We start from the raw sequence: 25380 nt of genomic DNA on the forward strand, positions 1-25380 counted from the left end.
GTATCTGGTTGCATATTGCAGACGTAAGACACTGCCCGAAATCAGGAAGTGCGCCACCAACCGTGCAGAAAAAATGTTGCTTTCATCTCAGATACCTTCTTCATGTGAACTTGCGTACTAGTTAACTAGTTCGATGGAATAAAGTCAACACCTGATTTCAGTATATTTGTCGAAACCGCTATGATGAGCGTGTTAAGACATTTATTGAAACGGGAGCCGCCTTGAGCGACACGAATTACGCAGTGATTTATGACCTGCACAGTCATACTACAGCCTCCGATGGACGATTAACGCCAGAAGCCTTAGTACACCGTGCGGTAGAGATGCGAGTCGGTACACTGGCGATCACCGATCATGACACCACGGCGGGTATTGCGGCGGCAAGAGAAGAAATTTCACGTTCGGGTTTAGCGTTAAATTTGATCCCCGGCGTCGAAATATCAACGGTCTGGGAAAATCATGAGATCCATATAGTGGGTCTGAACATTGATACCGCCCATCCAATGATGCGCGATTTTCTGGCGCAACAAACGGAACGTCGTCAGCAGCGCGCACGCCTGATTGCCGAACGGCTCGATAAAGCGCATATTCCCGGGGCGTGGGAAGGGGCGTTACGTCTTGCTGATGGCGGGGCGGTTACCCGGGGCCATTTTGCGCGTTTTCTGGTGGAATGCGGAAAAGCCACAACCATGGCGGATGTCTTTAAAAAATATCTTGCCCGTGGGAAAACCGGTTACGTTCCGCCACAGTGGTGTACAATAGAACAAGCTATTGATGTCATTCATCATTCTGGCGGTAAGGCAGTTCTGGCTCATCCTGGGCGGTACGATCTTAGCGCTAAGTGGCTGAAAAGACTGGTTGCGCATTTTGCTGAACATCGCGGCGACGCGATGGAAGTGGCACAGTGCCAGCAGTCTCCCAATGAACGCACCCATCTGGCGACGCTTGCGCGTTCGCATCAACTGTGGGCATCGCAAGGGTCTGATTTTCATCTACCCTGTCCATGGATTGAGCTGGGGCGTAAACTCTGGTTGCCCGCAGGCGTAGAAGGCGTCTGGCAACTCTGGGAACAGCCCGAGACCACAGAGAGGAAAGTATGAGCCAGTTTTTTTATATTCATCCCGAAAACCCACAACAGCGACTGATCAATCAGGCCGTTGAAATCGTGCGTAAAGGTGGGGTGATCGTCTATCCAACCGATTCCGGCTATGCGTTGGGCTGCAAAATTGAAGATAAAGGCGCGATGGAGCGCATTTGTCGCATTCGTCACCTGCCGGACGGGCACAACTTTACGCTGATGTGCCGTGACTTGTCTGAACTGTCGACCTATTCGTTTGTCGACAACGTGGCCTTTCGTTTAATTAAAAACAACACGCCGGGCAACTACACCTTCATCCTGAAAGGGACGAAAGAAGTGCCACGTCGACTGTTGCAGGAAAAACGTAAGACCATCGGCCTGCGTGTACCCTCGAATCCCATTGCGCTGGCGTTGCTGGAAGCGCTGGGCGAGCCGATGCTCTCTACGTCGCTGATGCTGCCGGGCAGCGAATTTACCGAGTCAGATCCGGAAGAAATTAAAGATCGCCTGGAGAAACAGGTGGATTTAATTATCCACGGCGGATATCTCGGCCAGCAGCCGACCACGGTCATCGATTTAACCGACGATTCTCCGGTCGTGTTGCGTGAAGGCGTCGGCGACGTTAAACCTTTCTTATAAGGACGCGAACCGCTATACTACGCGGCCTTAAAATGGCGCTGACTGGCGCCGTTGATTCTCCTGTTCGACGCCTGTGAAGGCGACATCTAAAGGAAGCTCTATGAGCGAAAAGTTACAAAAAGTGCTGGCGCGCGCTGGCCACGGTTCTCGCCGTGAAATTGAATCCATAATTGCCGCGGGTCGCGTGAGCGTTGATGGCAAAATTGCCACGCTCGGCGATCGCGTTGAAGTCACTCCGGGTCTGAAAATCCGTATCGACGGTCATCTGATTTCGGTTAAAGAGTCTGCGGAGCAAATCTGCCGCGTTTTGGCCTATTACAAGCCCGAAGGTGAACTGTGTACCCGTAACGACCCGGAAGGTCGTCCAACCGTGTTTGATCGTCTGCCAAAACTGCGCGATGCGCGCTGGATTGCCGTAGGGCGTCTGGACGTGAATACCTGTGGTTTACTGCTCTTTACCACCGATGGTGAACTGGCTAACCGTCTGATGCACCCAAGCCGCGAAGTTGAACGTGAATATGCGGTACGTGTGTTTGGTCAGGTTGATGATGCAAAACTGCGCGATCTGAGCCGTGGCGTGCAGCTGGAAGATGGTCCTGCGGCATTTAAAACGATCAAGTTCAGCGGTGGTGAAGGGATCAACCAGTGGTACAACGTTACGTTGACCGAAGGGCGTAACCGTGAGGTCCGTCGCCTGTGGGAAGCCGTGGGTGTGCAGGTAAGTCGTCTTATCCGTGTCCGTTACGGTGATATCCCGCTGCCGAAAGGCCTGCCGCGTGGCGGCTGGACGGAGCTTGATCTTGCCCAGACCAACTATCTGCGTGAGCTGGTAGAACTGAAGCCGGAAACGACCTCTAAAGTTGCCGTCGAGAAAGATCGTCGCCGTATGAAGGCGAATCAGATCCGTCGTGCGGTGAAGCGCCATTCACAGGTCGGCAGCAGCCGTCGTCCGGGCGGTCGTAGCAACAACGGTTAATCATGACCAGGCCTGATAAGCAAAGCGCCATCAGGCGTTAGCGTGGAGCCGGATGTGGTGCAAATCCTTATCCGGCCTACACTCAATAATCTATTCCTATTTGGGCTTTCACACCCGCTTCAAACGCGTGCTTGACCGGGCGCAGTTCGCTGACCGTATCCGCTAACTCCAGAATATCGCGATGGCATCCACGACCGGTGATAATGACCGTTTGATGGGCAGGGCGCGCGTTTAGGGCATTGATGACCTCTTCAAGCGGCAGGTAGTCGTATGCCACCATATAGGTCAGCTCGTCCAGTATCACCATATCCAGTTCAGCGTCGGCCAGCATCCGCTTGCCGTGTTCCCACACGGCCATACAGGCTGCGGTGTCGGACTCGCGATTTTGCGTTTCCCAGGTAAATCCTGTCGCCATAACCTGAAACTCTACGCCGTGGGGTTCGAGTAAGTTTCGTTCGCCGTTTGGCCACGTACCCTTAATAAATTGCACCACACCGACTTTTTTACCGTGGCCTACCGCACGCGTGGCGGTACCAAACGCAGCGGTGGTTTTACCCTTACCATTTCCGGTGAACACAATAATAATCCCGCGCTCATCCTTCGCTGCGGCAACACGGGCGTCAACCCGGTCTTTTACGCGCTGCTGGCGCTGCTGATAGCGTTCTTCACTCATTGGGCAATTCCTGGTTTACGGCCCGGTTGGGCATCGAAAGTCATACCGGTTTTACGGCGGCTGTCATCGCCCATCAGCCACAGGTAGAGCGGCATAATATCGGCGGGGGTTTTCAATTTGTTCGGATCTTCCGTCGGGAACGCGCTGGCTCGCATACCAGTACGTGTACCGCCTGGATTGATACAGTTTACGCGCAGGTGACGGTTCTGATATTCATCTGCCAGAACCTGCATCATTCCTTCGGTAGCAAATTTGGAGGTAGCATACGCCCCCCAGTTGGCGCGCCCCTGGCGGCCAACGCTTGAAGAAGTAAAGACCAGCGATCCGGCATCGGATTTGAGCAACAACGGCAACAATGCCTGGGTCAGCATAAAGGTGGCGTTGACGTTTACCTGCATCACGTCCTGCCAGACCTGCGGGTTTTGCTCACTCATCGGACAAATATCGCCGAGTAGACCGGCATTATGCAGTACGCCATCCAGACGCGGGAAATGCGCGGCAATACGCTGTGCGAGCTGGTGGCATTCATCAGAAGTACAGGTGAGCAGATCCAGCGTGAACCAGTGTGGTTGCGTACCGTTTTCATCGGCAATGGTGCGGGCAACCTGACGCAGCTTTTCTTCATTACGCCCTAGCAGAATAACGGTCGCGCCGTAACGCGCATAAGTTTGTGCGGCCTCACGTCCGATGCCGTCGCTGGCACCGGTGACCAGAATAATACGGTCCTGTAGAAGGTCTTGTTTAGGTTGATAATGCACGGCTACTCCTCGGCGACGCCTGGCCATCTCGTTCGCGATAACTTTTGGGCTTTATGCCTTAAACCCTGTTCTTTTTCAATCAGCCAAAGGCAATAACACCGCAAAATGAACGCTTTGTCATGCTTTTTGCTGATTCCTTGCGGGGTGGATGAAACAAGACGGGTTAACAAGGCTGTTGTACACTGAGCGAAAGTAGCGTTGTTTAACCAAGGTGGGTCTCGTGGAATTGTTGTCTGAATATGGGCTGTTTTTGGCAAAAATTGTCACTGTCGTGGTGGCTATTGCGGTGATAGTTATGCTGATCGTCAACGCGACACAACGCAAACGTCAGCGTGGGGAATTGCGGGTTATTAATCTCAGCGATCAATATAAAGAGATGAAAGAAGACCTGTCGCTGGCCCTATTGGATGGGCATCAACAAAAGTTCTGGCATAAGGCGCAGAAAAAGAAACATAAGCAAGAGGCTAAGGCTGCCAAAGCTAAAGCAAAACAGGGAGACAGCACGTCATCTGATAAACCGCGTGTATGGGTACTTGATTTTAAAGGCAGTATGGATGCCCATGAGGTTAGCGCATTACGCGAAGAGGTGACGGCGGTGCTGGCGGTCGTTAAACCTCAGGATCAGGTAGTGGTTCGTCTGGAAAGCCCGGGCGGTGTGGTACACGGCTATGGCCTGGCCGCGTCGCAGTTACAACGCCTGCGCGATAAGCAGATCCCACTGACCGTCACGGTGGATAAAGTCGCTGCGAGCGGCGGATATATGATGGCCTGCGTGGCGGATAAAATTGTCTCTGCGCCGTTTGCCATCGTCGGCTCTATTGGCGTCGTGGCACAGATCCCGAACTTTAACCGCTTCCTGAAAGGGAAAGACATTGATATCGAACTGCACACGGCCGGACAGTATAAGCGTACGCTGACGCTGCTTGGCGAGAACACGGAAGAAGGGCGGCAGAAATTCCGCGAAGACCTGAACGAAACGCATCATCTGTTTAAAGATTTTGTGCAGCGCATGCGTCCGACTCTGGACATTGAGCAGGTAGCCACCGGGGAGCACTGGTTTGGGCAACAGGCGCTGGCAAACGGGCTGGTGGATGAGATTAATACCAGCGATGAGGTGATTCTCAGCCTGATGGAAGGTCGCGAAGTGTTTAACGTACGTTATCTGCAGCGTAAAAAACTGATGGACCGTTTTACCGGCAGTGCGGCCGAGAGCGCCGATCGTTTACTGCTGCGCTGGTGGCAGCGGGGTCAAAAGCCGCTGATGTAAATTGACATTGCCGGATGGCGCGAACATCGTCATCCGGCAAATCATTTCTCGCGTTAATCGATCAAGTGATACTTTTCAGAAAGTACATGCGCCAGGTGTTTAAACATATTAAACACCGCCGTACTTTTGGCCGTTGGTAGCCCTTGCTCGTCTAAAAAGTAATCTCCGCTGAAAACCAGCACGCCATTTCGCTGCGTAACGCCGGTGGCGACAATCCCCGCCAGCGTGTCCTCATGCTCACGAATGATTTTGTTGGCTTCAATCAGCAGTGTTTCGCGATCGATGGGTTGAGTGTCTTTTTGCATTATTTACTCCTTAAACAAGGACATTAGTCTACGCCGAGCCCGGCTTGTGGGCAAATATTCCCTGACTTAAATGAAGGCTTTAGGAGGGGATTGCAACTGGCGAGATTTGTTTTTGCATGCTAATAAAGTTGCGTAACGCATTTTATCAGGTACAGTGTGACGCTTTCGTCAATCTGGCAACAGATTTGCTTGACATTCGACCAATACTCCGTCGTGCTATAGCGTTTGTGAGCAAAAAAGCCTGTTAACTCAGTAACATGAGAGTTACATTACAAGCGCGAATCAGTTTAAGGGGTTGATATCCGCCGACGCAGAGACCATATCGATGTCTCGTCGCCAGTGGAAGGTGAATCAACGTGCGACGCATTCTGGAAGAATCAAATTAGGTAAAGGTGAATATGGGTAAAGCTCTTGTCATCGTTGAGTCCCCGGCAAAAGCCAAAACGATCAACAAGTATCTGGGTAATGACTACGTGGTGAAATCCAGCGTCGGTCATATCCGTGATTTGCCGACCAGTGGCTCAGCAACTAAAAAGAGCGCCGACTCAACCTCCACCAAAACGGCTAAAAAGCCCAAAAAGGATGAACGTGGCGCTCTCGTCAACCGTATGGGTGTTGACCCGTGGCACAACTGGGACGCGCGCTATGAAGTGCTGCCCGGTAAAGAAAAAGTTGTTTCTGAACTGAAGCAACTGGCTGAAAAAGCAGACCACATCTATCTCGCAACCGACCTTGACCGCGAAGGGGAAGCCATTGCGTGGCACCTGCGGGAAGTGATCGGCGGCGATGACACCCGTTACAGCCGCGTGGTGTTTAACGAAATTACCAAAAACGCTATTCGTCAGGCGTTTGAAAAACCGGGCGAACTGAATATCGACCGTGTGAATGCGCAACAGGCGCGCCGCTTTATGGACCGTGTTGTGGGCTATATGGTGTCGCCGTTGCTGTGGAAAAAAATTGCGCGCGGTCTTTCCGCTGGCCGCGTACAGTCGGTTGCTGTGCGTCTGGTGGTTGAGCGTGAACGCGAAATCAAAGCATTCGTTCCAGAAGAGTTCTGGGAGATTGATGCCAGCACGACTACGCCAGGCGGCGACGCGTTACCGCTTCAGGTAACGCATCAGAATGACAAACCGTTCCGCCCGGTCAACCGGGAACAAACGCTTGCCGCCGTTAGCTTGTTGGAAAAAGCGCGCTACAGCGTCCTGGAACGTGAAGATAAGCCGACCAGCAGCAAGCCGGGCGCGCCGTTCATCACCTCCACGCTACAGCAGGCTGCCAGCACGCGTCTGGGCTTCGGCGTGAAGAAAACAATGATGATGGCGCAGCGCTTGTATGAAGCGGGCTACATCACGTATATGCGTACTGACTCAACCAACCTGAGCCAGGATGCGGTGAACATGGTTCGCGAGTACATCGGCGATAATTTTGGCAACAAGTATCTGCCGGAGAGCGCGAACCAGTACGCCAGCAAAGAAAATTCGCAGGAAGCGCACGAAGCTATCCGTCCTTCTGATGTCGCCGTACAGGCGGAATCGCTGAAAGATATGGAAGCCGATGCGCAGAAACTGTATCAGCTGATCTGGCGCCAGTTTGTTGCCTGTCAGATGACGCCAGCCAAATATGACTCCACCACGCTGACCGTGGGCGCGGGTGATTTCCGTCTGAAGGCGCGTGGCCGTATTCTGCGCTTCGATGGCTGGACCAAAGTAATGCCTGCGCTGCGTAAGGGCGATGAAGATCGCATTTTACCGGCGGTAGATAAAGGCGATACGTTGACGCTTATCGAACTGACGCCAGCGCAACACTTTACCAAACCGCCTGCGCGCTTCAGCGAAGCTTCGCTGGTTAAAGAGCTGGAAAAACGTGGCATTGGTCGCCCATCCACGTATGCGTCGATCATCTCTACGATTCAGGATCGCGGTTATGTTCGCGTTGAGAACCGTCGTTTCTATGCTGAAAAAATGGGTGAAATCGTCACCGATCGTCTGGAAGAAAACTTCCGCGAACTGATGAACTACGATTTTACCGCGCAGATGGAAGACAGTCTCGACCAGGTGGCAAATCACGAAGCCGAATGGAAGGGCGTACTCGACAACTTCTTCACTGATTTTACTCAGCAACTGGATAAAGCTGAGAAAGACCCTGAAGAAGGCGGTATGCGTCCGAACCAGATGGTGCTGACCAGTATTGATTGCCCAACCTGCGGACGCAAGATGGGTATTCGTACCGCCAGTACCGGCGTTTTCCTTGGTTGTTCCGGCTACGCGCTTTCCCCAAAAGAGCGTTGCAAAACCACCATTAACCTGGTGCCGGAAAACGAAGTGCTGAACGTGCTGGAAGGCGACGATGCGGAAACGAACGCGCTGCGCGCCAAACGACGCTGCCAGAAGTGCGGCACGGCGATGGACAGCTACCTTATCGATCCTAAGCGCAAGCTGCATGTATGTGGTAATAACCCTACCTGCGACGGCTATGAGATCGAAGAGGGTGAATTCCGTATCAAGGGTTATGACGGTCCTATCGTTGAGTGCGAGAAATGTGGCTCTGAAATGCACCTGAAAATGGGACGTTTCGGTAAGTACATGGCGTGTACCAACGACGAGTGCAAAAATACCCGTAAGATCCTGCGTAACGGTGAAGTCGCTCCGCCGAAAGAGGATCCGGTTCCGTTGCCAGAACTGCCGTGTGAAAAATCTGACGCGTATTTCGTGTTACGTGATGGTGCTGCGGGTATCTTCCTGGCGGCAAATACGTTCCCGAAATCACGTGAGACCCGTGCGCCGTTAGTGGAAGAGTTGTACCGTTTCCGCGATCGTCTGCCGGAAAAACTGCGCTATCTGGCAGATGCGCCGCAGACCGATCCAGACGGCAACAAGTCCATGGTTCGTTTCAGCCGTAAAACTAAGCAGCAATATGTTGCCGCTGAGAAAGACGGTAAGGCTACCGGCTGGTCCGCGTTCTTCGTTGATGGCAAATGGGTAGAAGGGAAGAAATAACAGCATTCTGGCTGAATTTCTCCTCAAAGGGTCGCGTAAGCGGCCCTTTTTGTTTCTGGCGTATTATTTTTTTTCATCACTATACAGCTCACATAGAAATGATATAGTGGTTATAGTTAACACACTTTTTATTATTAAATCGTATTAGCAGCGCCAACGAGCCTGCTCTGAAACGATGATTTGATGGCGCAAATCGGGATGGCTTAACATGAAATTACAGCAGCTTCGCTACATTGTTGAGGTGGTGAACCACAACCTTAATGTCTCCTCAACCGCGGAAGGGCTTTATACCTCCCAGCCAGGTATCAGTAAGCAAGTTCGCATGCTGGAAGATGAGCTTGGCATCCAGATTTTTGCCCGTAGCGGTAAGCACCTGACCCAGGTTACGCCAGCGGGACAGGAAGTTATTCGTATTGCGCGCGAAGTTTTGTCCAAGGTCGAGGCCATTAAGTCCGTAGCTGGCGAACATACCTGGCCGGACAAAGGCTCATTGTATATCGCTACTACCCACACTCAGGCGCGTTACGCGCTACCAAACGTGATTAAAGGCTTTATTGAACGTTATCCTCGCGTCTCATTGCATATGCATCAAGGATCGCCGACGCAAATCGCCGAAGCCGTCTCGAAAGGGAATGCAGATTTTGCTATCGCGACGGAAGCTTTGCACCTGTATGACGACCTGGTGATGCTGCCTTGCTACCACTGGAACCGTTCGATTGTCGTTACGCCGGACCATCCGTTGGCGGGCAAATCTTCCGTATCTATTGAGGAACTGGCGCAGTATCCACTGGTGACCTACACCTTTGGATTTACCGGGCGTTCGGAGCTGGACACCGCGTTCAATCGTGCCGGACTGGAGCCGCGCATTGTTTTTACCGCGACCGATGCCGATGTCATCAAGACCTATGTCCGTTTGGGTCTCGGCGTGGGGGTCATTGCCAGTATGGCGGTTGATCCTGTGTCCGACCCTGACCTGGTTCGCGTTGATGCGCATGACATTTTCAGCCATAGCACCACCAAAATTGGTTTTCGTCGCAGCACCTTTTTACGCAGTTACATGTATGATTTTATTCAACGTTTCGCACCGCATCTGACGCGTGATGTGGTGGATACGGCGGTGGCGCTGCGTTCCAACGACGATATTGAAGCCATGTTTAAAGATATTAAATTACCTGAGAAATAATAACGACTGTAACCTCGTCGGTATCCTTAAACATAAATCGATACCGACGACAGAATCTGAACTATTCATTATTTTTCATCTCTATATTAACCGTATATTGTTTATGGTGAAGTCTCACTAAAGTAGTTTCAAATTACTAAGCGCGCCAAAAATCCTTCACAAATATTTATAACCGATCAAACTATTAATTTATTTATCAGGTCGAGCACGAAAATTATCTGGCTTTTTTTCACCTTTTTTATTAGGATTCCTCCTATCTGATGATTAATTGTACCAATTGTTTGGTGCCTAAATGATAAGTGATTTCGATAGTATGAGGTTAGCGATGCCTTCAGGAAACCAGCCAGCACGCCGGGATCCCGCAATGAAACGTAAAGCCTGGTTCGCTGTGTTTCTTGGCTCTGCGATATTCTGGATCATCGTCGCGCTCGTGGCCTGGAATGTGTGGGAGTAGGTGATGTCCACACCGGAACAACGCTCCACCGCAACGCCATCTCCTGACTCTCGTGAACATGAGAGTCAACGCGACGCAGAGAATAAGCCGAATATTCCTGTGACCTGGAAACTCTCTCCTGAACAGCGGGCCTTTATCGATCTGTTTGCTGATGATGATGAACAGAAACAATAATTGATATGTTTTTTATTACTATTATTAGCCCACCGTCTCGTATCTCTACTAATTAATTCCGAACAAGCGCCCTGAGCCACGTTAATCCGCGTATTATCGAGTGGCCGTTGTCTGTTACACATTCACCGTTTAAATTTTCATTGCTTTAACCTTTCTCTCGCCATTGACTTCACCTGCCACTTTTATCAATTTGAGTTGTTATCAAAGCGTTACATTTTGTTTGTGTTATCTTTAATACTAACCCTGAAGAAAATCAGGGGATCCAACCCTGTCATTTAAGGAGGAGCTATGTCGTCGACCCTACGAGAAGCCAGTAAGGACACATTGCAGGTTAAAGATAAAACCTACCGTTACTACAGTCTGCCGCTGGCCGCGAAATCACTGGGTGATATCACCCGCCTACCTAAGTCGCTAAAAGTTTTGCTGGAAAACCTGCTTCGTTGGCAGGACGGAAATTCTGTTACTGAAGAAGATATTCATGCGCTCGCGCATTGGCTGAAAACCGCCCATGCCGATCGTGAAATTGCCTATCGACCTGCTCGCGTTTTGATGCAGGATTTTACCGGCGTGCCGGCGGTGGTCGATCTGGCCGCCATGCGCGAAGCGGTGAAACGTCTGGGTGGGGATACGGCAAAAGTGAATCCGCTTTCGCCAGTGGATCTGGTCATTGACCACTCGGTAACGGTGGATCGTTTCGGTGATGATGATGCTTTCGAAGAAAACGTTCGTCTGGAAATGGAACGTAACCATGAGCGTTATGTGTTCCTGAAATGGGGACAGCAGGCATTTAGTCGCTTCAGCGTTGTGCCGCCGGGGACGGGGATTTGCCATCAGGTTAACCTTGAATACCTGGGCAAAGCCGTCTGGAGCGAGTTACAGGACGGTGAGTGGGTGGCTTATCCCGATACGCTGGTCGGTACCGATTCTCATACGACGATGATTAATGGTCTCGGTGTACTGGGCTGGGGCGTTGGAGGCATTGAAGCCGAAGCGGCAATGCTGGGTCAACCCGTCTCAATGCTTATCCCCGATGTTGTGGGCTTTAAACTGGTGGGCAAGCTGCGGGAAGGTATCACCGCGACTGACCTGGTTCTGACCGTCACCCAGATGCTGCGTAAGCACGGCGTGGTCGGTAAATTTGTTGAATTCTACGGTGATGGGCTGGACACCTTACCGCTGGCCGACCGGGCAACCATTGCGAATATGTCGCCGGAATACGGCGCAACCTGCGGTTTCTTCCCGATCGATGACATCACCCTCGAATACATGCGTCTGAGTGGGCGAAGTGAGGAGCAGGTTGAGCTGGTCAGCGCTTACGCCAAAGCGCAGGGCATGTGGCGTAACGCCGGCGATGAACCCGTATTTACCAGTTCGCTGGAGCTGGATATGGGCAGCGTGGAGGCAAGTCTTGCCGGACCAAAGCGCCCGCAGGATCGGGTGGCGCTGGCTGATGTACCGAAAGCTTTTTCGGCCAGTAATGAACTTGAGGTGAATAGCTCGCTGAAAGACCGTCAGCCCGTGGACTACACCATGAGCGGCCAGCAGTATAAGCTGCCGGACGGTGCGGTGGTGATAGCCGCTATCACTTCCTGTACCAACACCTCCAACCCAAGCGTACTGATGGCGGCGGGGCTACTGGCGAAAAAAGCAGTGACGCTGGGTCTGAAACGTCAGCCGTGGGTAAAAGCCTCGCTGGCGCCTGGATCGAAGGTGGTCTCTGATTATCTGGCACAGGCCGGGTTCACACCGTACCTTGATGAGCTGGGATTCAATCTTGTAGGTTATGGCTGTACCACCTGTATAGGTAACTCTGGGCCTTTACCCGATCCTATCGAGACCGCCATCAAAAAAGGCGATCTGACGGTAGGGGCGGTACTTTCCGGCAACCGTAACTTCGAAGGTCGTATCCATCCGCTGGTGAAAACTAACTGGTTGGCGTCTCCGCCGCTGGTGGTGGCTTACGCGCTGGCGGGAAATATGAATATCAACCTGACGAAAGATCCGTTAGGCCATGACAGAAAAGGCGATCCCGTTTACCTGAAAGATATCTGGCCGACAGCCCAGGAAATAGCCCGTGCCGTAGAGCAGGTCTCTACCGCCATGTTCCATAAAGAGTATGCTGAAGTGTTTGAAGGCACGCCAGAATGGAAAGCAATCCAGGTTGATCGGGCTGATACCTATGGCTGGCAGTCTGACTCGACCTATATCCGCTTGTCGCCATTCTTCGATGGTATGCAGGCTACGCCAGACCCGGTTCAGGACATTCACGGCGCGCGTATTCTGGCAATGCTCGGGGATTCCGTCACCACCGACCACATTTCTCCTGCCGGCAGTATTAAACCAGACAGCCCGGCGGGGCGTTATCTGCAAAGTCACGGCGTTGAACGTAAAGATTTTAACTCCTACGGTTCACGACGCGGGAATCATGAAGTGATGATGCGTGGTACCTTTGCCAATATTCGTATTCGCAATGAGATGGTGCCCGGCGTGGAAGGCGGCATGACGCGTCATTTGCCGGGAACTGAAGTGGTGGCTATCTATGATGCGGCCATGCAATATCAGCAGGAGAACGTACCTCTGGCGGTTATTGCCGGGAAAGAGTATGGCTCCGGTTCCAGCCGCGACTGGGCGGCGAAAGGCCCGCGCTTGCTAGGGGTTCGCGTAGTTATCGCTGAGTCTTTTGAGCGTATTCACCGCTCTAACCTGATTGGTATGGGGATTTTACCGCTGGAATTCCCGCAGGGCGTCACGCGTAAAACGCTGGGATTAACCGGTGAGGAAGCGATCGATATCACGGACTTACAAAACATTAAGCCGGGGGCGACAGTCCCGGTGAGTATGGTACGCCCGGATGGGCGTAAAGAGGTGATACTATGCCGCTGTCGTATTGATACCGCAACGGAGCTAACGTACTATCAAAACGATGGTATTCTGCATTACGTGATTCGTAATATGTTGAATTAAAATGCAAAAAGCCTGCGAGAGCAGGCTTTTTTACCAGTGCTGGCAATGCTTATTTGCTCAGCAAATGTCCCATCTTGGCGGCTTTGGTGTCCAGGTAATGTTCATTGTTTGGGTTACGGCCCACAATCAACGGCACACGTTCAACAATATTGATTCCTGCTTCGGTCAGGATTTCTACTTTCTTCGGATTATTGGTCAGCAAACGAACTTCATCCACACCCAGCAGCTTGAACATATCCGCACACAGCGTGAAATCGCGCTCGTCTGCCGCAAATCCCAATTGATGATTAGCTTCAACGGTATCATAACCCTGGTCCTGCAACGCGTAAGCGCGGATTTTGTTGAGCAGGCCGATGTTACGTCCTTCCTGACGGTGATAAAGCAGTATCCCTCGCCCTTCTTCAGCAATATGGGTGAGGGCCGCTTCGAGCTGGAAACCGCAATCGCAACGCAGGCTAAACAGCGCATCGCCAGTCAGACATTCCGAGTGGACGCGCGCCAGGACAGGCGTTTGGCCTGTAATATCGCCAAAAACCAATGCGACATGATCGTGTCCGGTTGCCAGTTCTTCAAATCCCACCATCAGGAAATCACCCCAGGGGGTTGGCAGTTTGGCTTCTGCCACACGTTTAAGCTGCATGTAATTCTCCAGATTATGCTGGCACTCGTCGTGCCTTCGCCTGTCGGCTTCTGTTCTGTATTACACTATTTTGCCATAAGGCAACGACGTTCACCTAATCGCGACCAAGGATTCGCTTTTGGAATGGCACAAAATTGTCAATTTTCCCGGCATGCGTAATTTTCAGTTATGATTGTGAGACTTATCGACGAAAGGAGAGGCAATGCTTTCTATTGCAAAGCGCACCGCAGTTGGGGCTGGACTACTACTTATCATGCCGGTTGCCGTATGGGTATCTGGCTGGAGCTGGCAGCCGGGACACAATGTCTGGTGGTTAAAGTCCTTGTACTGGGTAACGGAAACCGTGACGCAGCCGTGGGGAATTATCACTCATGTTGTTCTCTGCGCATGGTTTCTGTGGTGCCTGCGCTTTCGTCTGAAAGCCGCAGTGATGTTGTTTGCTATTCTGGCGGCAGCGATTTTAGTCGGGCAGGGCGTGAAGTCCTGGGTCAAAGACAGGGTGCAAGAGCCGCGACCTTTTGTCATGTGGCTGGAAAAAACGCACCATATTCCGGTTGATGAGTTCTACACTTTAAAACGTAAAGATCGTGGGCACTTAGTCAAAGAACAATTGGCAGAACAGCAGGATATTCCAACGTTTTTACGCAAGCACTGGCAAAAAGAAACGGGGTTCGCTTTTCCATCCGGGCATACGATGTTTGCCGCCAGTTGGGCTTTACTGGCAGTAGGATTGTTATGGCCGCGCAGACGTACGCTGACAATTGTTTTTTTGCTGACCTGGGCCACCGGCGTTATGGGTAGCCGCTTGCTGTTAGGCATGCACTGGCCCCGTGATTTGGTGGTGGCAACGCTGATTTCGTGGCTGCTGGTGACGTTGGCGACGTGGCTTGCGCAGCGGGTATGCGGGCCATTAACACCGCCAGTACAGGAGAAAAAAGAAATTGCGCAGCGAGAACAAGAAAGCTAGCGATGATTGATTTTTCAAATTTTGCCCTTAAATCAGAAAGTGGAAAGCGCTTTTCCGTTTCGCACTCGTTGTGAAAATGGTAATTTAAAGGGCTCAACGCGGTAAGTTGGACACGATTTATTCGCTCAAACCACATAACGGGAAGTAATGTGAAATATTTACTCATTTTCTTACTGGTGTTGGCGATTTTTGTTATTTCGGTGACATTAGGCGCGCAAAACGATCAACAGGTTACGTTTAATTACCTGCTGGCTCAGGGTGAGTATCGTATCTCTACGCTGCTTGCTGTATTGTTTGCCGCAGGTTTTGCGATTGGTTGGTTAATTTGCGGCCTTTTCTGGCTGAAGGTTCGTGTGTCTCTTGCGCGCGCCGAACGTAAAATCAAACGACTGGAAAACCAGCTTGCGCCTGCGACCGACGTTGCGGTTTCTGCCGATTCGTCGGTTGTGAAGGAATAATTATTTATGTTGGAGTTGTTGTTTCTGCTTTTACCTGTAGCCGCTGCCTATGGGTGGTATATGGGTCGCAGAAGTGCGCAACAAAACAAGCAGGATGAAGCTAACCGTCTTTCCCGTGACTATGTCGCCGGGGTTAACTTCCTCCTGAGCAACCAACAAGACAAAGCGGTGGATCTGTTCCTTGATATGCTAAAAGAGGACACAGGCACCGTTGAGGCTCATCTCACCCTCGGAAACCTGTTTCGCTCTCGCGGTGAAGTCGATCGCGCAATCCGCATCCATCAAACGCTAATGGAAAGTGCCTCGCTGACCTACGAGCAGCGTTTACTGGCCGTGCAACAACTGGGACGCGACTACATGGCCGCGGGTTTGTATGACCGCGCTGAAGACATGTTCAATCAGCTGACCGATGAAACTGATTTTCGCGTCGGCGCATTACAGCAGCTGTTGCAAATTTATCAGGCCACCAGCGAATGGCAAAAAGCCATTGATGTCGCGGAGCGTCTGGTGAAGCTTGGCAAAGACAAGCAGCGTAATGAGATAGCCCACTTCTATTGCGAACTGGCCCTACAGCAAATGGGTAGCGACGATATGGATCGCGCCATGACGCTGTTGAAAAAAGGCGCAGCGGCAGATAAAAACAGTGCGCGGGTATCCATCATGATGGGGCGCGTGTATATGGAGAAAGGTGATTACGCAAAGGCAGTTGAAAGCCTACAGCGGGTGATTTCCCAGGATAAAGAACTGGTCAGTGAAACGCTGGAAATGCTGCAAAGCTGCTACCAGCATCTGGGGAAAAACGATGAGTGGGTGGAGTTTTTGCGTCGGGCCGTTGAGGAGAATACTGGCGCCGCCGCCGAACTGATGCTGGCTGATATTCTTGAAGCGCGTGAGGGTGCTGAGACAGCTCAGGTTTATATCACTCGTCAGTTGCAACGCCATCCTACGATGCGCGTGTTCCACAAACTGATGGATTACCATCTCAACGAAGCAGAAGAAGGGCGTGCCAAAGAAAGCCTGATGGTTCTGCGCGATATGGTCGGGGAGCAGGTACGCAGCAAGCCGCGCTACCGCTGCCAGAAGTGTGGTTTTACCGCGTATACGCTGTACTGGCATTGCCCATCTTGCCGTTCATGGTCAAGCATTAAGCCCATTCGCGGACTTGATGGGCTGTAATTTTTAAAAAAATCTCACTTTAGTTACAACATACTAGTTATATTTAATAAATCCATCCTCCAACTCCGCTGCCAGTTTCGCCTGGCAGAAATGTAATCGCGCCTGTTAATTTTCTATTACCGCAGGTAGAATGCACGCCGTTTACCCATTTCGCGCCGCCGGAGGCGCCCATCCTCAAGAAGGTCTGGTCATGACGTTTACTGCTTCATCTTCTTCTCGTGCTGTTACTGATTCTCCTGTCGTTGTCGCTCTCGATTATTCCAATCGTGATAAAGCATTAGCTTTTGTCGACAGAATTGATCCTCGTGATTGCCGTTTGAAAGTGGGCAAAGAGATGTTCACGCTTTTTGGACCTCAGATGGTTCGCGATTTACAACAGCGTGGCTTTGATGTCTTTCTTGATTTGAAATTTCATGATATTCCCAATACCACCGCGCATGCCGTTGCAGCCGCAGCCGATCTTGGTGTGTGGATGGTTAACGTTCATGCCTCTGGCGGGGCACGTATGATGACCGCAGCCCGTGAAGCCTTACTCCCTTTTGGCAAGGACGCGCCGCTGCTGATTGCGGTAACGGTTCTGACCAGTATGGAAGCCAGCGACCTCGCCGATCTTGGCGTGACGTTGTCACCTGCAGAGCATGCTGAGAGACTGGCGCGCTTAACTCAACATTGTGGTCTGGACGGGGTAGTGTGTTCAGCGCAGGAAGCGGTGCGATTCAAGCAGGCGTTTGGTCAGGCATTTAAGCTGGTGACGCCAGGGATTCGTCCGGAAGGTAGCGAGGCGGGCGATCAGCGTCGTATTATGACGCCGGAGCAGGCGCAGTTAGCCGGTGTGGATTACATGGTGATTGGTCGTCCGGTCACGCAGTCTGCGGATCCCGCGCAGACGCTGAAGATGATCAACGCCTCCCTGAAACGAGGTGCGTAAATGAACGACTCAAACTCTCGTCTGGTCTATTCAACCGACTCCGGGCGTATTGATGAACCGAAAACGGCGCCTGAGCGCCCAAAAGGTGATGGCATTGTGCGTATCCAGCGCCAGACCAGTGGCCGCAAAGGTAAGGGAGTGTGTCTGATTACCGGTCTTGATCAAGACGATGCCGAACTGACCAAATTAGCCGCTGAACTGAAGAAAAAGTGTGGGTGTGGTGGAGCGGTAAAAGACGGTGTGATTGAAATACAGGGTGACAAACGCGACCTGATTAAATCATTGCTGGAAGCCAAAGGAATGAAGGTTAAACTGGCAGGCGGTTAATAAAAAAAGCCACGGAAAAAATCCGTGGCTTTTTAATAATACAGACCTGAAAAAGTAAACGTATTATTATATCGAGCCGTTCAACCGTAGATTATTTACCCACCTGGTGGCCAATTATACCACCTACTGCAGCACCACCCAGCGTACCCAGCGCACTGCCATCAGTCAGGACTGCGCCACCCACTGCACCCGCACCAGCGCCGATAGCGGTGTTACGGTCTCGTTTGGACCAGTTAGAGCAGGCACTCAGAGACATTGCCAGAGTAATTGCCAGAATGGCGGCGGTCATTTTTTTGCTCGTTACTAACATAATACTTTCTCCTGAATTATTGATTCACGGAATCCAGTGTTCTTTAAGAATAGCGCTAAATTAAGACTATAGAAGATATTTCCGTGAAACCGTGTAGCGAAGGCATTACAAACACTATCCTGAAGTAGGATGTTCGTTCCTGTTATATCGCTAACATTAATTTTACGACTTTATCCTGTTAACGACAGGTAAAAAGTCTTAATTGGACTGTCAGATAACTCTCAGAGAGGAGATGATTTGCCTGCTGACAAATCATCTGCTGAAGATTTTATGCGTGGGCATCAATGATATTGACGGTCAATCCTGAATGCTCGAGCTGCATTTGCACGCTGGCACTGAGTCTGGAGTCCGTCACTACACGGCTGAATCGCTCTAACGGACCCAACGTGTAAGGGTGGATGGCTTCGAATTTTGAGCTGTCGGTTAGCACAATGACTTCTGCGCCTTTTTCCAGCACCGCGTTAACCACGTCAGAACGCATCATGTCGCGTCCGGTAAAGCCGGTGTCTGCTTGCCAGCCATCAATGCCGATAAAGGCCTTGCTGAAGTGTACCTGCTGGATAAACTGGCGAGTTAAAGGGCCGACCATACTCTCGCTTTTTTTCTGGTAAATTCCACCGAGAAGAATTACCTCGCAGGAGGTTTCTTTCAGCAGATGGGCAATGTAGCTGCTCACAGTGATAATGGTGACATCCTTTTGCTCAGCCAATGTTCTGGCCAGAAGCGCATTGCTGCTGCCGTTTTCAATGAACACGGACTCGCCTGGGCTTACCAGCGATGCGGCGAATTCAGCCAGCTCACGCTTCAGGGTGAAATTGGTCATCATGCGTGTTTCAACATCATCGCTGTTCAATGAAACAGCAAAGCCGTGCGCTCGGCGTAAATAACTCTGTTTTTCCAGCGTGTTCAGATCCTGTCGGATCGTCACTTCTGATACGCCGGTGAGTTTTGCCAGATCGGCGACGCTCATCTGACCTTTGTCGGTCACCATCTGCAAAATAGATTGTTGTCGGGAATTCATAGTATTAATTTTATAGCGATATCGTATCGGAAATTAAACGGAAACTGCATTATCCGCAGTTTGCTGATAGCAGCGACATCAAAAGTGCGATGTCATCAGATCTCCCACGGAGCCTTAGGCTTTTTCGCCAAAGATTCGGTATCTTCTTTGACAGTGTTTAACAGTTCAGCCTTCAGAATTTCAAGGTTATGGATGGCTGAGTGGTAATCACCTGCAACGAGGATATCCAGCACGGTATCAATACGTTCGGCCAGACGCTGAGCGTCGATATCAGACATGGTCATCATCCTAATGGCAATAGAGTTTGAATTTCATGATGCAGAATTTCATGGCAAAAGAGAAGGGAAAAATAGTATTAACCTGAACGATTGGAGAATATTATATATTCTGTGATTACATGCAGATAAGATCTCCATGTAATGTCCATTTATGGCTATTCACTACGTATAATTTCTCTACATTAACGCAATTTTTTACTCAGATGTCGGCGATACCAACGTTCAAATGCGGCTGCTGGCATTGGTTTAGCGAATAAAAACCCCTGACGCTCATTGACGCCATTTTTGGTCAGAAACGCATCCTCTTTCGCGCTTTCCACGCCTTCAGCAATCACCTGCAGGTTGAGCGCCTGTGCTACTGCAACAATGGCTCGCACCAGCGACTGTGAAATGGATTGCTTGTGTACATCTCGGACAAAGGTCTGATCCAGTTTAATTGCATCCAGCGGGAAGCGGGCCAGTTGCGACAGCGACGAATAACCGGTACCAAAATCATCCAAATGGATTTGCGCTCCCAACTGGCTAAATTGCTGAATAACGGACAACGCCAGTTGTTCATTTTCAATCAGGCTGCTTTCCGTTAATTCAACATCGATGGGGCAATACTCAAAGTTGAGTTCCTGAAGTACCTGCTTCAGTGCGGTAAAAAGCGTCTGGTCGGCGAGCTGGCGGGCAGAAACGTTTACCGCCACGCGCAGGTTTATGCCCTTGGCGCGCCATTTCGCGACCTGGCGCACTACGTCGAGAATAACCCAACGACCCAGCGGGACGATGAGCCCCGATTCCTCGGCGTAGGAGATAAACTCCAGTGGGGGAATGAGGCCACGTTCCGGGGACTGCCAGCGTACCAGCGCCTCCAGACTACGCACTTCACCGCGCCAGGTTATCTTTGGCTGATAATGGATAACCAACTGATCGTTTTCCAGCGCCTTACGCAGATTGGTATCCAGCCACAGATATTCAAATACGCGCTGATTCATTTCCGGAGAGAAAACACAAAACTGTCCGCGACCGCCTTCTTTTGCGGTGTACATGGCTGTATCCGCATTACGAATGACGCTCTCGCAGTCCTGACCATGCTGAGGGGCGAGGGAAATACCAATAGAGCATCCGGTATAGATTTCAATCAGGCCGATGCGAAATGGCTGGCGCAGGCGCGTCAGAATGCGTGATGCGGTAGCTTCCAGTGTGCCCTGGGATGTTTCGGTGGCCAGGACAATGAATTCATCGCCGCCAAACCGCGCCAGTATCTGGTTGTCGTCGAGACAACTGAGGATTGCCAGCGATACGCTTTGTAATAATTGATCGCCAAACATATGCCCGTAGGCATCGTTTACCTTTTTGAAGTTATCCAGATCGAGGTACACAATCCCGACCTGCGTATCGCCTGCGTTCTCAATCGCATTGCCGATCAGTTCATGAATTGCGTTGCGGTTAGGTAAGCCTGTGATGGAGTCGGTATTTGCCAACACCCGCAGTCGCTCCTGCGCGCGGCGTTCTTCAGTGATATCGGTCCCGGAACAGATCAGAAATATTTCGTTCTTGCCGCTACCGTTATGCACAAATTTATTGCGAAACAGAAACAGACGCTGGCCTTTGCAGGTTTTCACCCAGCGCTCAACCTCATACGAATTACCTTCGCGGAAAAAGACCTCGATATTGCGCCGTGAAGCCGCAGCCTCACGTCGACTCATAAATAATGTGAATACACTTTGGCCAATAACTTCACGTTCTTTGAGGCCAGTGTACTCTTCACACAGGCGATTAAACCGCTGAATGTTGCCCATCCGGTCAAGAATGACAATAACGGAATTGGCTTCAGAAACGACCTGTTCGGCAAAAGAGAGCCCGTGAGCCAGGTCGCGGGCGACGGAAGGGGTGTCATCCCAGGCGGATGCGCTTCCGGCCCATTCGCGTTTATTGATTTTTCGACCGACCAGATGCACTGGTATGTCATCATCTTCAATGGGCAACGTCATTAACAGACTTGACGTAATCACCGTCATCTCGCGAATGCGATCGGCTTGTTCAGGTGATAACTCGATGGTCTGATCGGCGCCTGACGTTTCGTCGATAGAGAAATGCAGGATGTTGCAATCCTCTGACAAACGCCAGTAGGGGTTATGAGTGCCCACATAGCTATACAACGTAACCAGCTCCCGGACGTCTTTCATGATGTGTACTATCCCGTTTAAAGCGCATAGAGCCTCAAAAGTAAGGGTAGCCATGATTCATTCAGGGTGATTATGGCTGAACGTATTGTTTTTTTTATATATTTATGTGTAATCCAGAATCCGTAAAAAGCAAAGCAAACGGAACTGAAAATAGTAAAAAAATAATTTTGACCGATTGAAAGAAGTGTAGTGCCTGGTGGGAATTTGGGCGGAAAAAAGAAAACGACCTTTCACAAAATGAGAAAGGTCGCTGGATTACGACATTTTACATGGCGGGACGTGCGATAACGCTGCGGGTTTCCATCCGCACTTCGGCGATAGTTACGTCAATCACATCCGTGACTTTGTAAACCACTTCACCTTTAATTTGTACAGTGCCGCTTTCCTGGCTGCATACCAGTTCGTCACGAACGGCGTGCAGGAACGGGGCAGGAATAAATGCAACAGCGCCATTATCAATTAAACGCACACGCATGCCGCCACGGCTGACGTCAATGATCTCGGCGGCAAAGCGGGTATCGGTCCCGGCTTTGTCGCTCAGGAAACGGGCGTATAACCAGTCACCAACATCACGCTCAGCCATCCGGTTCAGGCGACGACGTTCCGCCATTTGCACGGTGGTATCATCCTGAGGGCGGGCGATGTTTTCACCTTTGATGACGGCCTTAAGCAGGCGGTGGTTGATCATATCGCCATACTTACGAATAGGAGATGTCCAGGTGGCATAAGCCTCCAGACCCAGCCCAAAGTGCGGACCTGGCTCGATACTTATTTCAGCGTAAGACTGGAAGCGGCGAATTCGACTGTCGAGGAAACCAGAAGGCTGCGCATCCAGTTCGCGGCGCAGTTTGCAGAAACCTTCCAGCGTCAGGACCTCTTCGGCATCCACGTGCATACCATGGGTTTTCAGCAGCGCGGCCAGAGCGTCGGCGTTAGCGGGGTCAAATCCCATATGGACGTTATAAATACCGAAGCCCAGCTTGTCGCGAAGCACGCGGGCGGCACAAATGTTCGCCGCAATCATGGATTCTTCCACGATACGGTTTGCGATGCGGCGTGGCTCTGCGACGATGTCCAGCACTTCGCCTTTTTCACCCAGAACGAAACGGTAATCCGGGCGATCTTTAAACACCAGTGCATGATTATGACGCCACTCACCACGACTCAGGCAAATACGGTGCAGCAGGCGGATTTGTTCAGCAATCGCGTCGTTTTCAGGCTGCCAGTCGCCTGCGCCTTCCAGCCAGTCGGAGACGTTGTCGTAGACCAACTTCGCTTTCGACTCAATCGTTGCTGCGAAGAACGTGATGTTGTCTTCAATCGCGCCATCCGCGGTGATGGTCATCCGACATGCCAGAACCGGACGCTCAACGTTTGCACGCAGAGAGCACAAATCGTCAGACAGTTCACGTGGCAGCATCGGGATATTGAATCCCGGCAGATAGTTAGTAAACGCGCGAATTTTTGCCGTTTTATCCAGTTTGCTGCCTTCTGCAATCCAGGCGGTAGGATCGGCAATGGCGACAGTTAATTGCAATTTGCCGTCGGCCAGTTCTTCAGCATACAGCGCATCGTCCATATCTTCGGTGCTGGCGCTGTCGATAGTGACAAAGTTGAGGGCGGTTAAGTCCTCACGAACCAGACCTTCATCCAGCATCTCAGTTGCCACACCGTCCGGTGCTTCTTTTTCGAGATTATGGCGTGCCAGCGTGACCCACCACGGAACAAAGTGGTCATCAGCAAACGTGATAAATTGGGTTAACTCGGCATAGAAGGTGCGATCGCCTTTCAGCGGGTGGCGGCGCATTTCAGCTACGGCCCAATCACCTTCTTTAAATTCATGCTCGACGCCGCGGGCGGCACGGCAAGGAATAGCATCTTTCAGTAACGGATGATCTGGCACAATCGCCAGGCGGTCATTTTTGCCCTGAACTTTACCCACGAAGCGCGTCAGGAAGGGTTCGATCAGTTCTTCCGGCTCGGCAGATTCACGATCTTTTTCTGTATGGATAACCGCTACTATACGGTCGCCATGCATGACTTTTTTCATCTGCGGGGGCGGAATGAAATAGCTTTTTTGTGCATCGACTTCCAGGAAGCCAAAGCCTTTTTCCGTGGCTTTTACCACCCCTTCAGCACGTGGCGTCTGGGAATGCAGTTGCTGTTTAAGCTGCGCTAGCAGCGGGTTGTCCTGAAGCATAATTGTCTATTTTCGTGGCTAAAAGAGCGGCTGACAGTTTTACGCGATTCTATCAGTTGCGGCAAGCGCTCTTTCAGTAAGTGGATCGGTTAACAAGTCTCGCCCAGCGCGATTTTCAAGCGATTCAACCATCCGCACAATCCGCTCCAGGCCAGCAGGTTAATCGCTTGTTCAGAGGAGATGTCCTGATCGAACAAGGGAGTTAACAGCGCGGCGCTAAAGCGGTCAGGCGCTCGGGTTAGCCATTGTACCGCCTGCAGGGTGACGCGCTCAACCGGATGTCGTTGTTCCCAACGCTGTAATTCACGCTCATCCAGGCGAAGCAGGGCGATGACCTCGGCTAATTCATTTGCTGTGTGAGTATGTTCATTAAAGCAGGCCACGCTGCCGTTAATCCGTGACGTCATTAGCACCGTCAGAGAAAATGCCCGCGCCGGTACAGCGCTGCGCCGGGTACTGGAAATAAGCGTCGCAAGTAAATCCAAAATGACCGGTGAATGAATCAGTAATGGCACCAGAGCTTGCAGTTCATCGGGATAACGTCTGGTCGCCGCCTCATCAAGACCAGGATGTTTTTCTATCGGGAATGGCGCAGCGTGCCAGGTTGTGTTTGTTGCATTAAATGGCGCAGCGTGAGCGAATTGCTGTATATCCAGTCCCGGAATTCGGCGTACCGGATGTCCGGACCAGGCCTGAAACAGGGCTACGATACGGGCCTGAAAACCGACGAATCCGATAATTTGATTCATCAAAATGGTATCGCTGGTGGTCAGCCCGACAGCATCCAGGTGCTGGCGATCGCGTGCACCTATCACGGCAGGAGAGCTGGCAAGTTGACGCGCATATTGGGTGATTTGCGCCAGTCGATGGTTACTCTCCCGTGAGGAGTCCGGCCCAGGAAGCGGTGTTAAACGTGCGGCATAGTGATTACACAATCGCTGGACGCCATACACCTGAGCGACAGTTAAGGCTGTACTCATCCGATCATAGGCGCTGAATGTGTGCATCTGATCCTGGTTTACATGAGCCGGGAAGAGGATCTGGGCGAGTTTACGGGCAGGAGTTAACCAGGATTGAAAAGGCAAAAGGGCGTCATCAGGTATCGCCAGATCCAGTAAAAAGCTGTCGTCGACATGAGCGGCTTCCGGCACCAGCGGCAAAACATCTTGCGGGTACGTGCTGGATTGCGTCTCATGATACCAGTGGCTTTTGCCTTCAATTCGGCGTTGTTCCATGGGCGGTCCTTGGTCTAAAAAGTGGCGACCCGGACACGTCGTCATACCACTACGCCGGATCGTTTGCGCTGCAATATCCTGACGTAAGCAGAAGAGGGGATGAAAGATTGTTACGTGATAATAAATATCAGAAAAGCATATATGGCGGCGGGTAGAGAAGAGTCATGGGCGGGTTAATTCCGCCCATTGGGGACTTACG

At 51.3% G+C, this 25380-nt stretch carries 25 protein-coding genes and 1 other annotated feature (1 of these 26 cut by a window edge); of the genes, 14 read left to right on the forward strand and 11 right to left on the reverse strand.

Features of this window, described 5'->3' with window-relative positions; genetic code table 11:
* Positions 1–65: a sequence feature (Trp leader region), on the reverse strand; it reaches 30 nt to the left of the window's first position.
* A complete protein-coding gene (gene trpL, locus LA337_10275) occupies positions 42–86 on the reverse strand; it encodes a trp operon leader peptide (protein ID UBI18439.1) in 45 nt (14 codons plus the stop codon). Its footprint overlaps the feature before it by 24 nt.
* A gap of 135 nt (positions 87–221) precedes the next feature.
* On the opposite strand from trpL, the gene yciV reads away from it, so the two are divergent.
* The 3 genes from yciV (at position 222) to rluB (ending at position 2693) form a co-directional block, all read left to right on the forward strand.
* Positions 222–1100 (forward strand): 5'-3' exoribonuclease, encoded by an 879-nt coding sequence (gene yciV / locus LA337_10280; GenBank protein ID UBI18037.1) that lies wholly within the window; start codon positions 222–224, stop codon positions 1098–1100.
* Positions 1097–1717, forward strand: a complete 621-nt coding sequence (locus tag LA337_10285; GenBank protein UBI18038.1) for a threonylcarbamoyl-AMP synthase — start codon at positions 1097–1099, stop codon at positions 1715–1717. The genes yciV and LA337_10285 overlap by 4 nt, the downstream gene beginning before the upstream one ends.
* 100 nt (positions 1718–1817) lie before the next feature.
* Entirely contained in the window at positions 1818–2693 is an 876-nt protein-coding gene (gene rluB, locus LA337_10290; GenBank protein UBI18039.1) for a 23S rRNA pseudouridine(2605) synthase RluB, read from the forward strand.
* Between the two features lie 82 nt (positions 2694–2775).
* On the opposite strand, the gene cobO is transcribed toward rluB, so the two are convergent.
* Complete coding sequence (cobO, locus tag LA337_10295) at positions 2776–3366, reverse strand: cob(I)yrinic acid a,c-diamide adenosyltransferase (protein ID UBI18040.1); 591 nt, start codon at positions 3364–3366, stop codon at positions 2776–2778.
* Entirely contained in the window at positions 3363–4124 is a 762-nt protein-coding gene (locus LA337_10300) for a YciK family oxidoreductase (protein ID UBI18041.1), read from the reverse strand. The genes cobO and LA337_10300 overlap by 4 nt, the downstream gene beginning before the upstream one ends.
* A 220-nt stretch (positions 4125–4344) precedes the next feature.
* Between LA337_10300 and sohB the strand changes: the two genes are divergently transcribed.
* Positions 4345–5391 (forward strand): protease SohB, encoded by a 1047-nt coding sequence (sohB, locus tag LA337_10305; GenBank protein ID UBI18042.1) that lies wholly within the window; start codon positions 4345–4347, stop codon positions 5389–5391.
* 53 nt (positions 5392–5444) lie between these two features.
* Here the strand turns inward: sohB and LA337_10310 are convergent, their stop codons facing one another.
* Entirely contained in the window at positions 5445–5696 is a 252-nt protein-coding gene (locus LA337_10310; protein UBI18043.1) for a YciN family protein, read from the reverse strand.
* Positions 5697–6094: 398 nt separating this feature from the next.
* On the opposite strand from LA337_10310, the gene topA reads away from it, so the two are divergent.
* The 5 genes from topA to acnA all read left to right on the forward strand — a co-directional run bounded on the left by topA (position 6095) and on the right by acnA (position 13467).
* Complete coding sequence (topA, locus tag LA337_10315) at positions 6095–8692, forward strand: type I DNA topoisomerase (protein ID UBI18044.1); 2598 nt, start codon at positions 6095–6097, stop codon at positions 8690–8692.
* 208 nt (positions 8693–8900) lie between these two features.
* Positions 8901–9875: an HTH-type transcriptional regulator CysB gene (gene cysB / locus LA337_10320; protein UBI18045.1), complete on the forward strand. Its 975-nt coding sequence runs from the start codon at positions 8901–8903 to the stop codon at positions 9873–9875.
* A 313-nt stretch (positions 9876–10188) separates the two neighbouring features.
* Positions 10189–10329 (forward strand): YmiA family putative membrane protein, encoded by a 141-nt coding sequence (locus LA337_10325; protein UBI18046.1) that lies wholly within the window; start codon positions 10189–10191, stop codon positions 10327–10329.
* 3 nt (positions 10330–10332) lie between these two features.
* Complete coding sequence (locus tag LA337_10330; GenBank protein UBI18047.1) at positions 10333–10503, forward strand: hypothetical protein; 171 nt, start codon at positions 10333–10335, stop codon at positions 10501–10503.
* Between the two features lie 288 nt (positions 10504–10791).
* Positions 10792–13467 (forward strand): aconitate hydratase AcnA, encoded by a 2676-nt coding sequence (gene acnA / locus LA337_10335; GenBank protein UBI18048.1) that lies wholly within the window; start codon positions 10792–10794, stop codon positions 13465–13467.
* A gap of 49 nt (positions 13468–13516) precedes the next feature.
* Here acnA and ribA read toward each other — a convergent pair whose 3' ends face one another.
* The gene (gene ribA, locus LA337_10340; protein UBI18049.1) at positions 13517–14107 is read right to left on the reverse strand and encodes a GTP cyclohydrolase II; all 591 of its coding nucleotides are present in this window, start codon (positions 14105–14107) and stop codon (positions 13517–13519) included.
* A gap of 202 nt (positions 14108–14309) precedes the next feature.
* Here ribA and pgpB point away from each other — a divergent pair, with 202 nt between their 5' ends.
* From pgpB to yciH, 5 genes are all read left to right on the forward strand, one after another.
* Positions 14310–15074 (forward strand): phosphatidylglycerophosphatase B, encoded by a 765-nt coding sequence (gene pgpB, locus LA337_10345; protein ID UBI18050.1) that lies wholly within the window; start codon positions 14310–14312, stop codon positions 15072–15074.
* Positions 15075–15223: 149 nt separating this feature from the next.
* Entirely contained in the window at positions 15224–15532 is a 309-nt protein-coding gene (locus LA337_10350; protein UBI18051.1) for a LapA family protein, read from the forward strand.
* 6 nt (positions 15533–15538) lie between these two features.
* Entirely contained in the window at positions 15539–16708 is a 1170-nt protein-coding gene (gene lapB / locus LA337_10355; protein ID UBI18052.1) for a lipopolysaccharide assembly protein LapB, read from the forward strand.
* A gap of 190 nt (positions 16709–16898) precedes the next feature.
* Positions 16899–17636 carry an orotidine-5'-phosphate decarboxylase gene (pyrF, locus tag LA337_10360; GenBank protein ID UBI18053.1) on the forward strand — a complete coding sequence of 246 codons (738 nt, stop codon included), beginning with the start codon at positions 16899–16901 and terminating at the stop codon, positions 17634–17636.
* Entirely contained in the window at positions 17637–17963 is a 327-nt protein-coding gene (gene yciH / locus LA337_10365) for a stress response translation initiation inhibitor YciH (GenBank protein ID UBI18054.1), read from the forward strand.
* 91 nt (positions 17964–18054) lie between these two features.
* Here the strand turns inward: yciH and osmB are convergent, their stop codons facing one another.
* From osmB to LA337_10395, 6 genes are all read right to left on the reverse strand, one after another.
* On the reverse strand, positions 18055–18273 hold the full coding sequence (gene osmB / locus LA337_10370) for an osmotically-inducible lipoprotein OsmB (protein ID UBI18055.1): 219 nt from the start codon (positions 18271–18273) through the stop codon (positions 18055–18057).
* 268 nt (positions 18274–18541) lie between these two features.
* Positions 18542–19294 (reverse strand): DeoR/GlpR family DNA-binding transcription regulator, encoded by a 753-nt coding sequence (locus LA337_10375; protein UBI18056.1) that lies wholly within the window; start codon positions 19292–19294, stop codon positions 18542–18544.
* A gap of 95 nt (positions 19295–19389) precedes the next feature.
* Entirely contained in the window at positions 19390–19572 is a 183-nt protein-coding gene (locus tag LA337_10380; protein UBI18057.1) for a hypothetical protein, read from the reverse strand.
* Between the two features lie 182 nt (positions 19573–19754).
* Positions 19755–21746, reverse strand: coding sequence for a cyclic di-GMP phosphodiesterase (pdeR, locus tag LA337_10385; GenBank protein ID UBI18058.1), 1992 nt, complete (start codon positions 21744–21746; stop codon positions 19755–19757).
* Between the two features lie 265 nt (positions 21747–22011).
* Positions 22012–23946, reverse strand: coding sequence for an exoribonuclease II (locus LA337_10390; protein ID UBI18059.1), 1935 nt, complete (start codon positions 23944–23946; stop codon positions 22012–22014).
* A gap of 89 nt (positions 23947–24035) precedes the next feature.
* Positions 24036–25181 (reverse strand): CMD domain-containing protein, encoded by a 1146-nt coding sequence (locus LA337_10395; protein UBI18060.1) that lies wholly within the window; start codon positions 25179–25181, stop codon positions 24036–24038.
* Between the last annotated feature and the right edge of the window lie 199 nt (positions 25182–25380).

The organism is Citrobacter europaeus (assembly GCA_020099315.1).
Taxonomy (GTDB): Bacteria; Pseudomonadota; Gammaproteobacteria; order Enterobacterales; family Enterobacteriaceae; genus Citrobacter; species Citrobacter europaeus.

What these genes read in the sequence shown, in the direction of transcription:
- LA337_10285 (UBI18038.1), top strand. Translation starts at nt 1,097, where the DNA reads ATGAGCCAGTTTTTTTATATTCATCCCGAAAACCCACAACAGCGACTG.
- rluB (UBI18039.1), top strand. Translation starts at nt 1,818, where the DNA reads ATGAGCGAAAAGTTACAAAAAGTGCTGGCGCGCGCTGGCCACGGTTCT.
- cobO (UBI18040.1), bottom strand. Translation starts at nt 3,366, where the DNA reads ATGAGTGAAGAACGCTATCAGCAGCGCCAGCAGCGCGTAAAAGACCGG.
- LA337_10310 (UBI18043.1), bottom strand. Translation starts at nt 5,696, where the DNA reads ATGCAAAAAGACACTCAACCCATCGATCGCGAAACACTGCTGATTGAA.
- topA (UBI18044.1), top strand. Translation starts at nt 6,095, where the DNA reads ATGGGTAAAGCTCTTGTCATCGTTGAGTCCCCGGCAAAAGCCAAAACG.
- cysB (UBI18045.1), top strand. Translation starts at nt 8,901, where the DNA reads ATGAAATTACAGCAGCTTCGCTACATTGTTGAGGTGGTGAACCACAAC.
- LA337_10325 (UBI18046.1), top strand. Translation starts at nt 10,189, where the DNA reads ATGAGGTTAGCGATGCCTTCAGGAAACCAGCCAGCACGCCGGGATCCC.
- LA337_10330 (UBI18047.1), top strand. Translation starts at nt 10,333, where the DNA reads ATGTCCACACCGGAACAACGCTCCACCGCAACGCCATCTCCTGACTCT.
- acnA (UBI18048.1), top strand. Translation starts at nt 10,792, where the DNA reads ATGTCGTCGACCCTACGAGAAGCCAGTAAGGACACATTGCAGGTTAAA.
- ribA (UBI18049.1), bottom strand. Translation starts at nt 14,107, where the DNA reads ATGCAGCTTAAACGTGTGGCAGAAGCCAAACTGCCAACCCCCTGGGGT.
- pgpB (UBI18050.1), top strand. Translation starts at nt 14,310, where the DNA reads ATGCTTTCTATTGCAAAGCGCACCGCAGTTGGGGCTGGACTACTACTT.
- lapB (UBI18052.1), top strand. Translation starts at nt 15,539, where the DNA reads ATGTTGGAGTTGTTGTTTCTGCTTTTACCTGTAGCCGCTGCCTATGGG.
- pyrF (UBI18053.1), top strand. Translation starts at nt 16,899, where the DNA reads ATGACGTTTACTGCTTCATCTTCTTCTCGTGCTGTTACTGATTCTCCT.
- yciH (UBI18054.1), top strand. Translation starts at nt 17,637, where the DNA reads ATGAACGACTCAAACTCTCGTCTGGTCTATTCAACCGACTCCGGGCGT.
- osmB (UBI18055.1), bottom strand. Translation starts at nt 18,273, where the DNA reads ATGTTAGTAACGAGCAAAAAAATGACCGCCGCCATTCTGGCAATTACT.
- LA337_10375 (UBI18056.1), bottom strand. Translation starts at nt 19,294, where the DNA reads ATGAATTCCCGACAACAATCTATTTTGCAGATGGTGACCGACAAAGGT.
- LA337_10380 (UBI18057.1), bottom strand. Translation starts at nt 19,572, where the DNA reads ATGTCTGATATCGACGCTCAGCGTCTGGCCGAACGTATTGATACCGTG.
- pdeR (UBI18058.1), bottom strand. Translation starts at nt 21,746, where the DNA reads ATGAAAGACGTCCGGGAGCTGGTTACGTTGTATAGCTATGTGGGCACT.
- LA337_10390 (UBI18059.1), bottom strand. Translation starts at nt 23,946, where the DNA reads ATGCTTCAGGACAACCCGCTGCTAGCGCAGCTTAAACAGCAACTGCAT.
- LA337_10395 (UBI18060.1), bottom strand. Translation starts at nt 25,181, where the DNA reads ATGGAACAACGCCGAATTGAAGGCAAAAGCCACTGGTATCATGAGACG.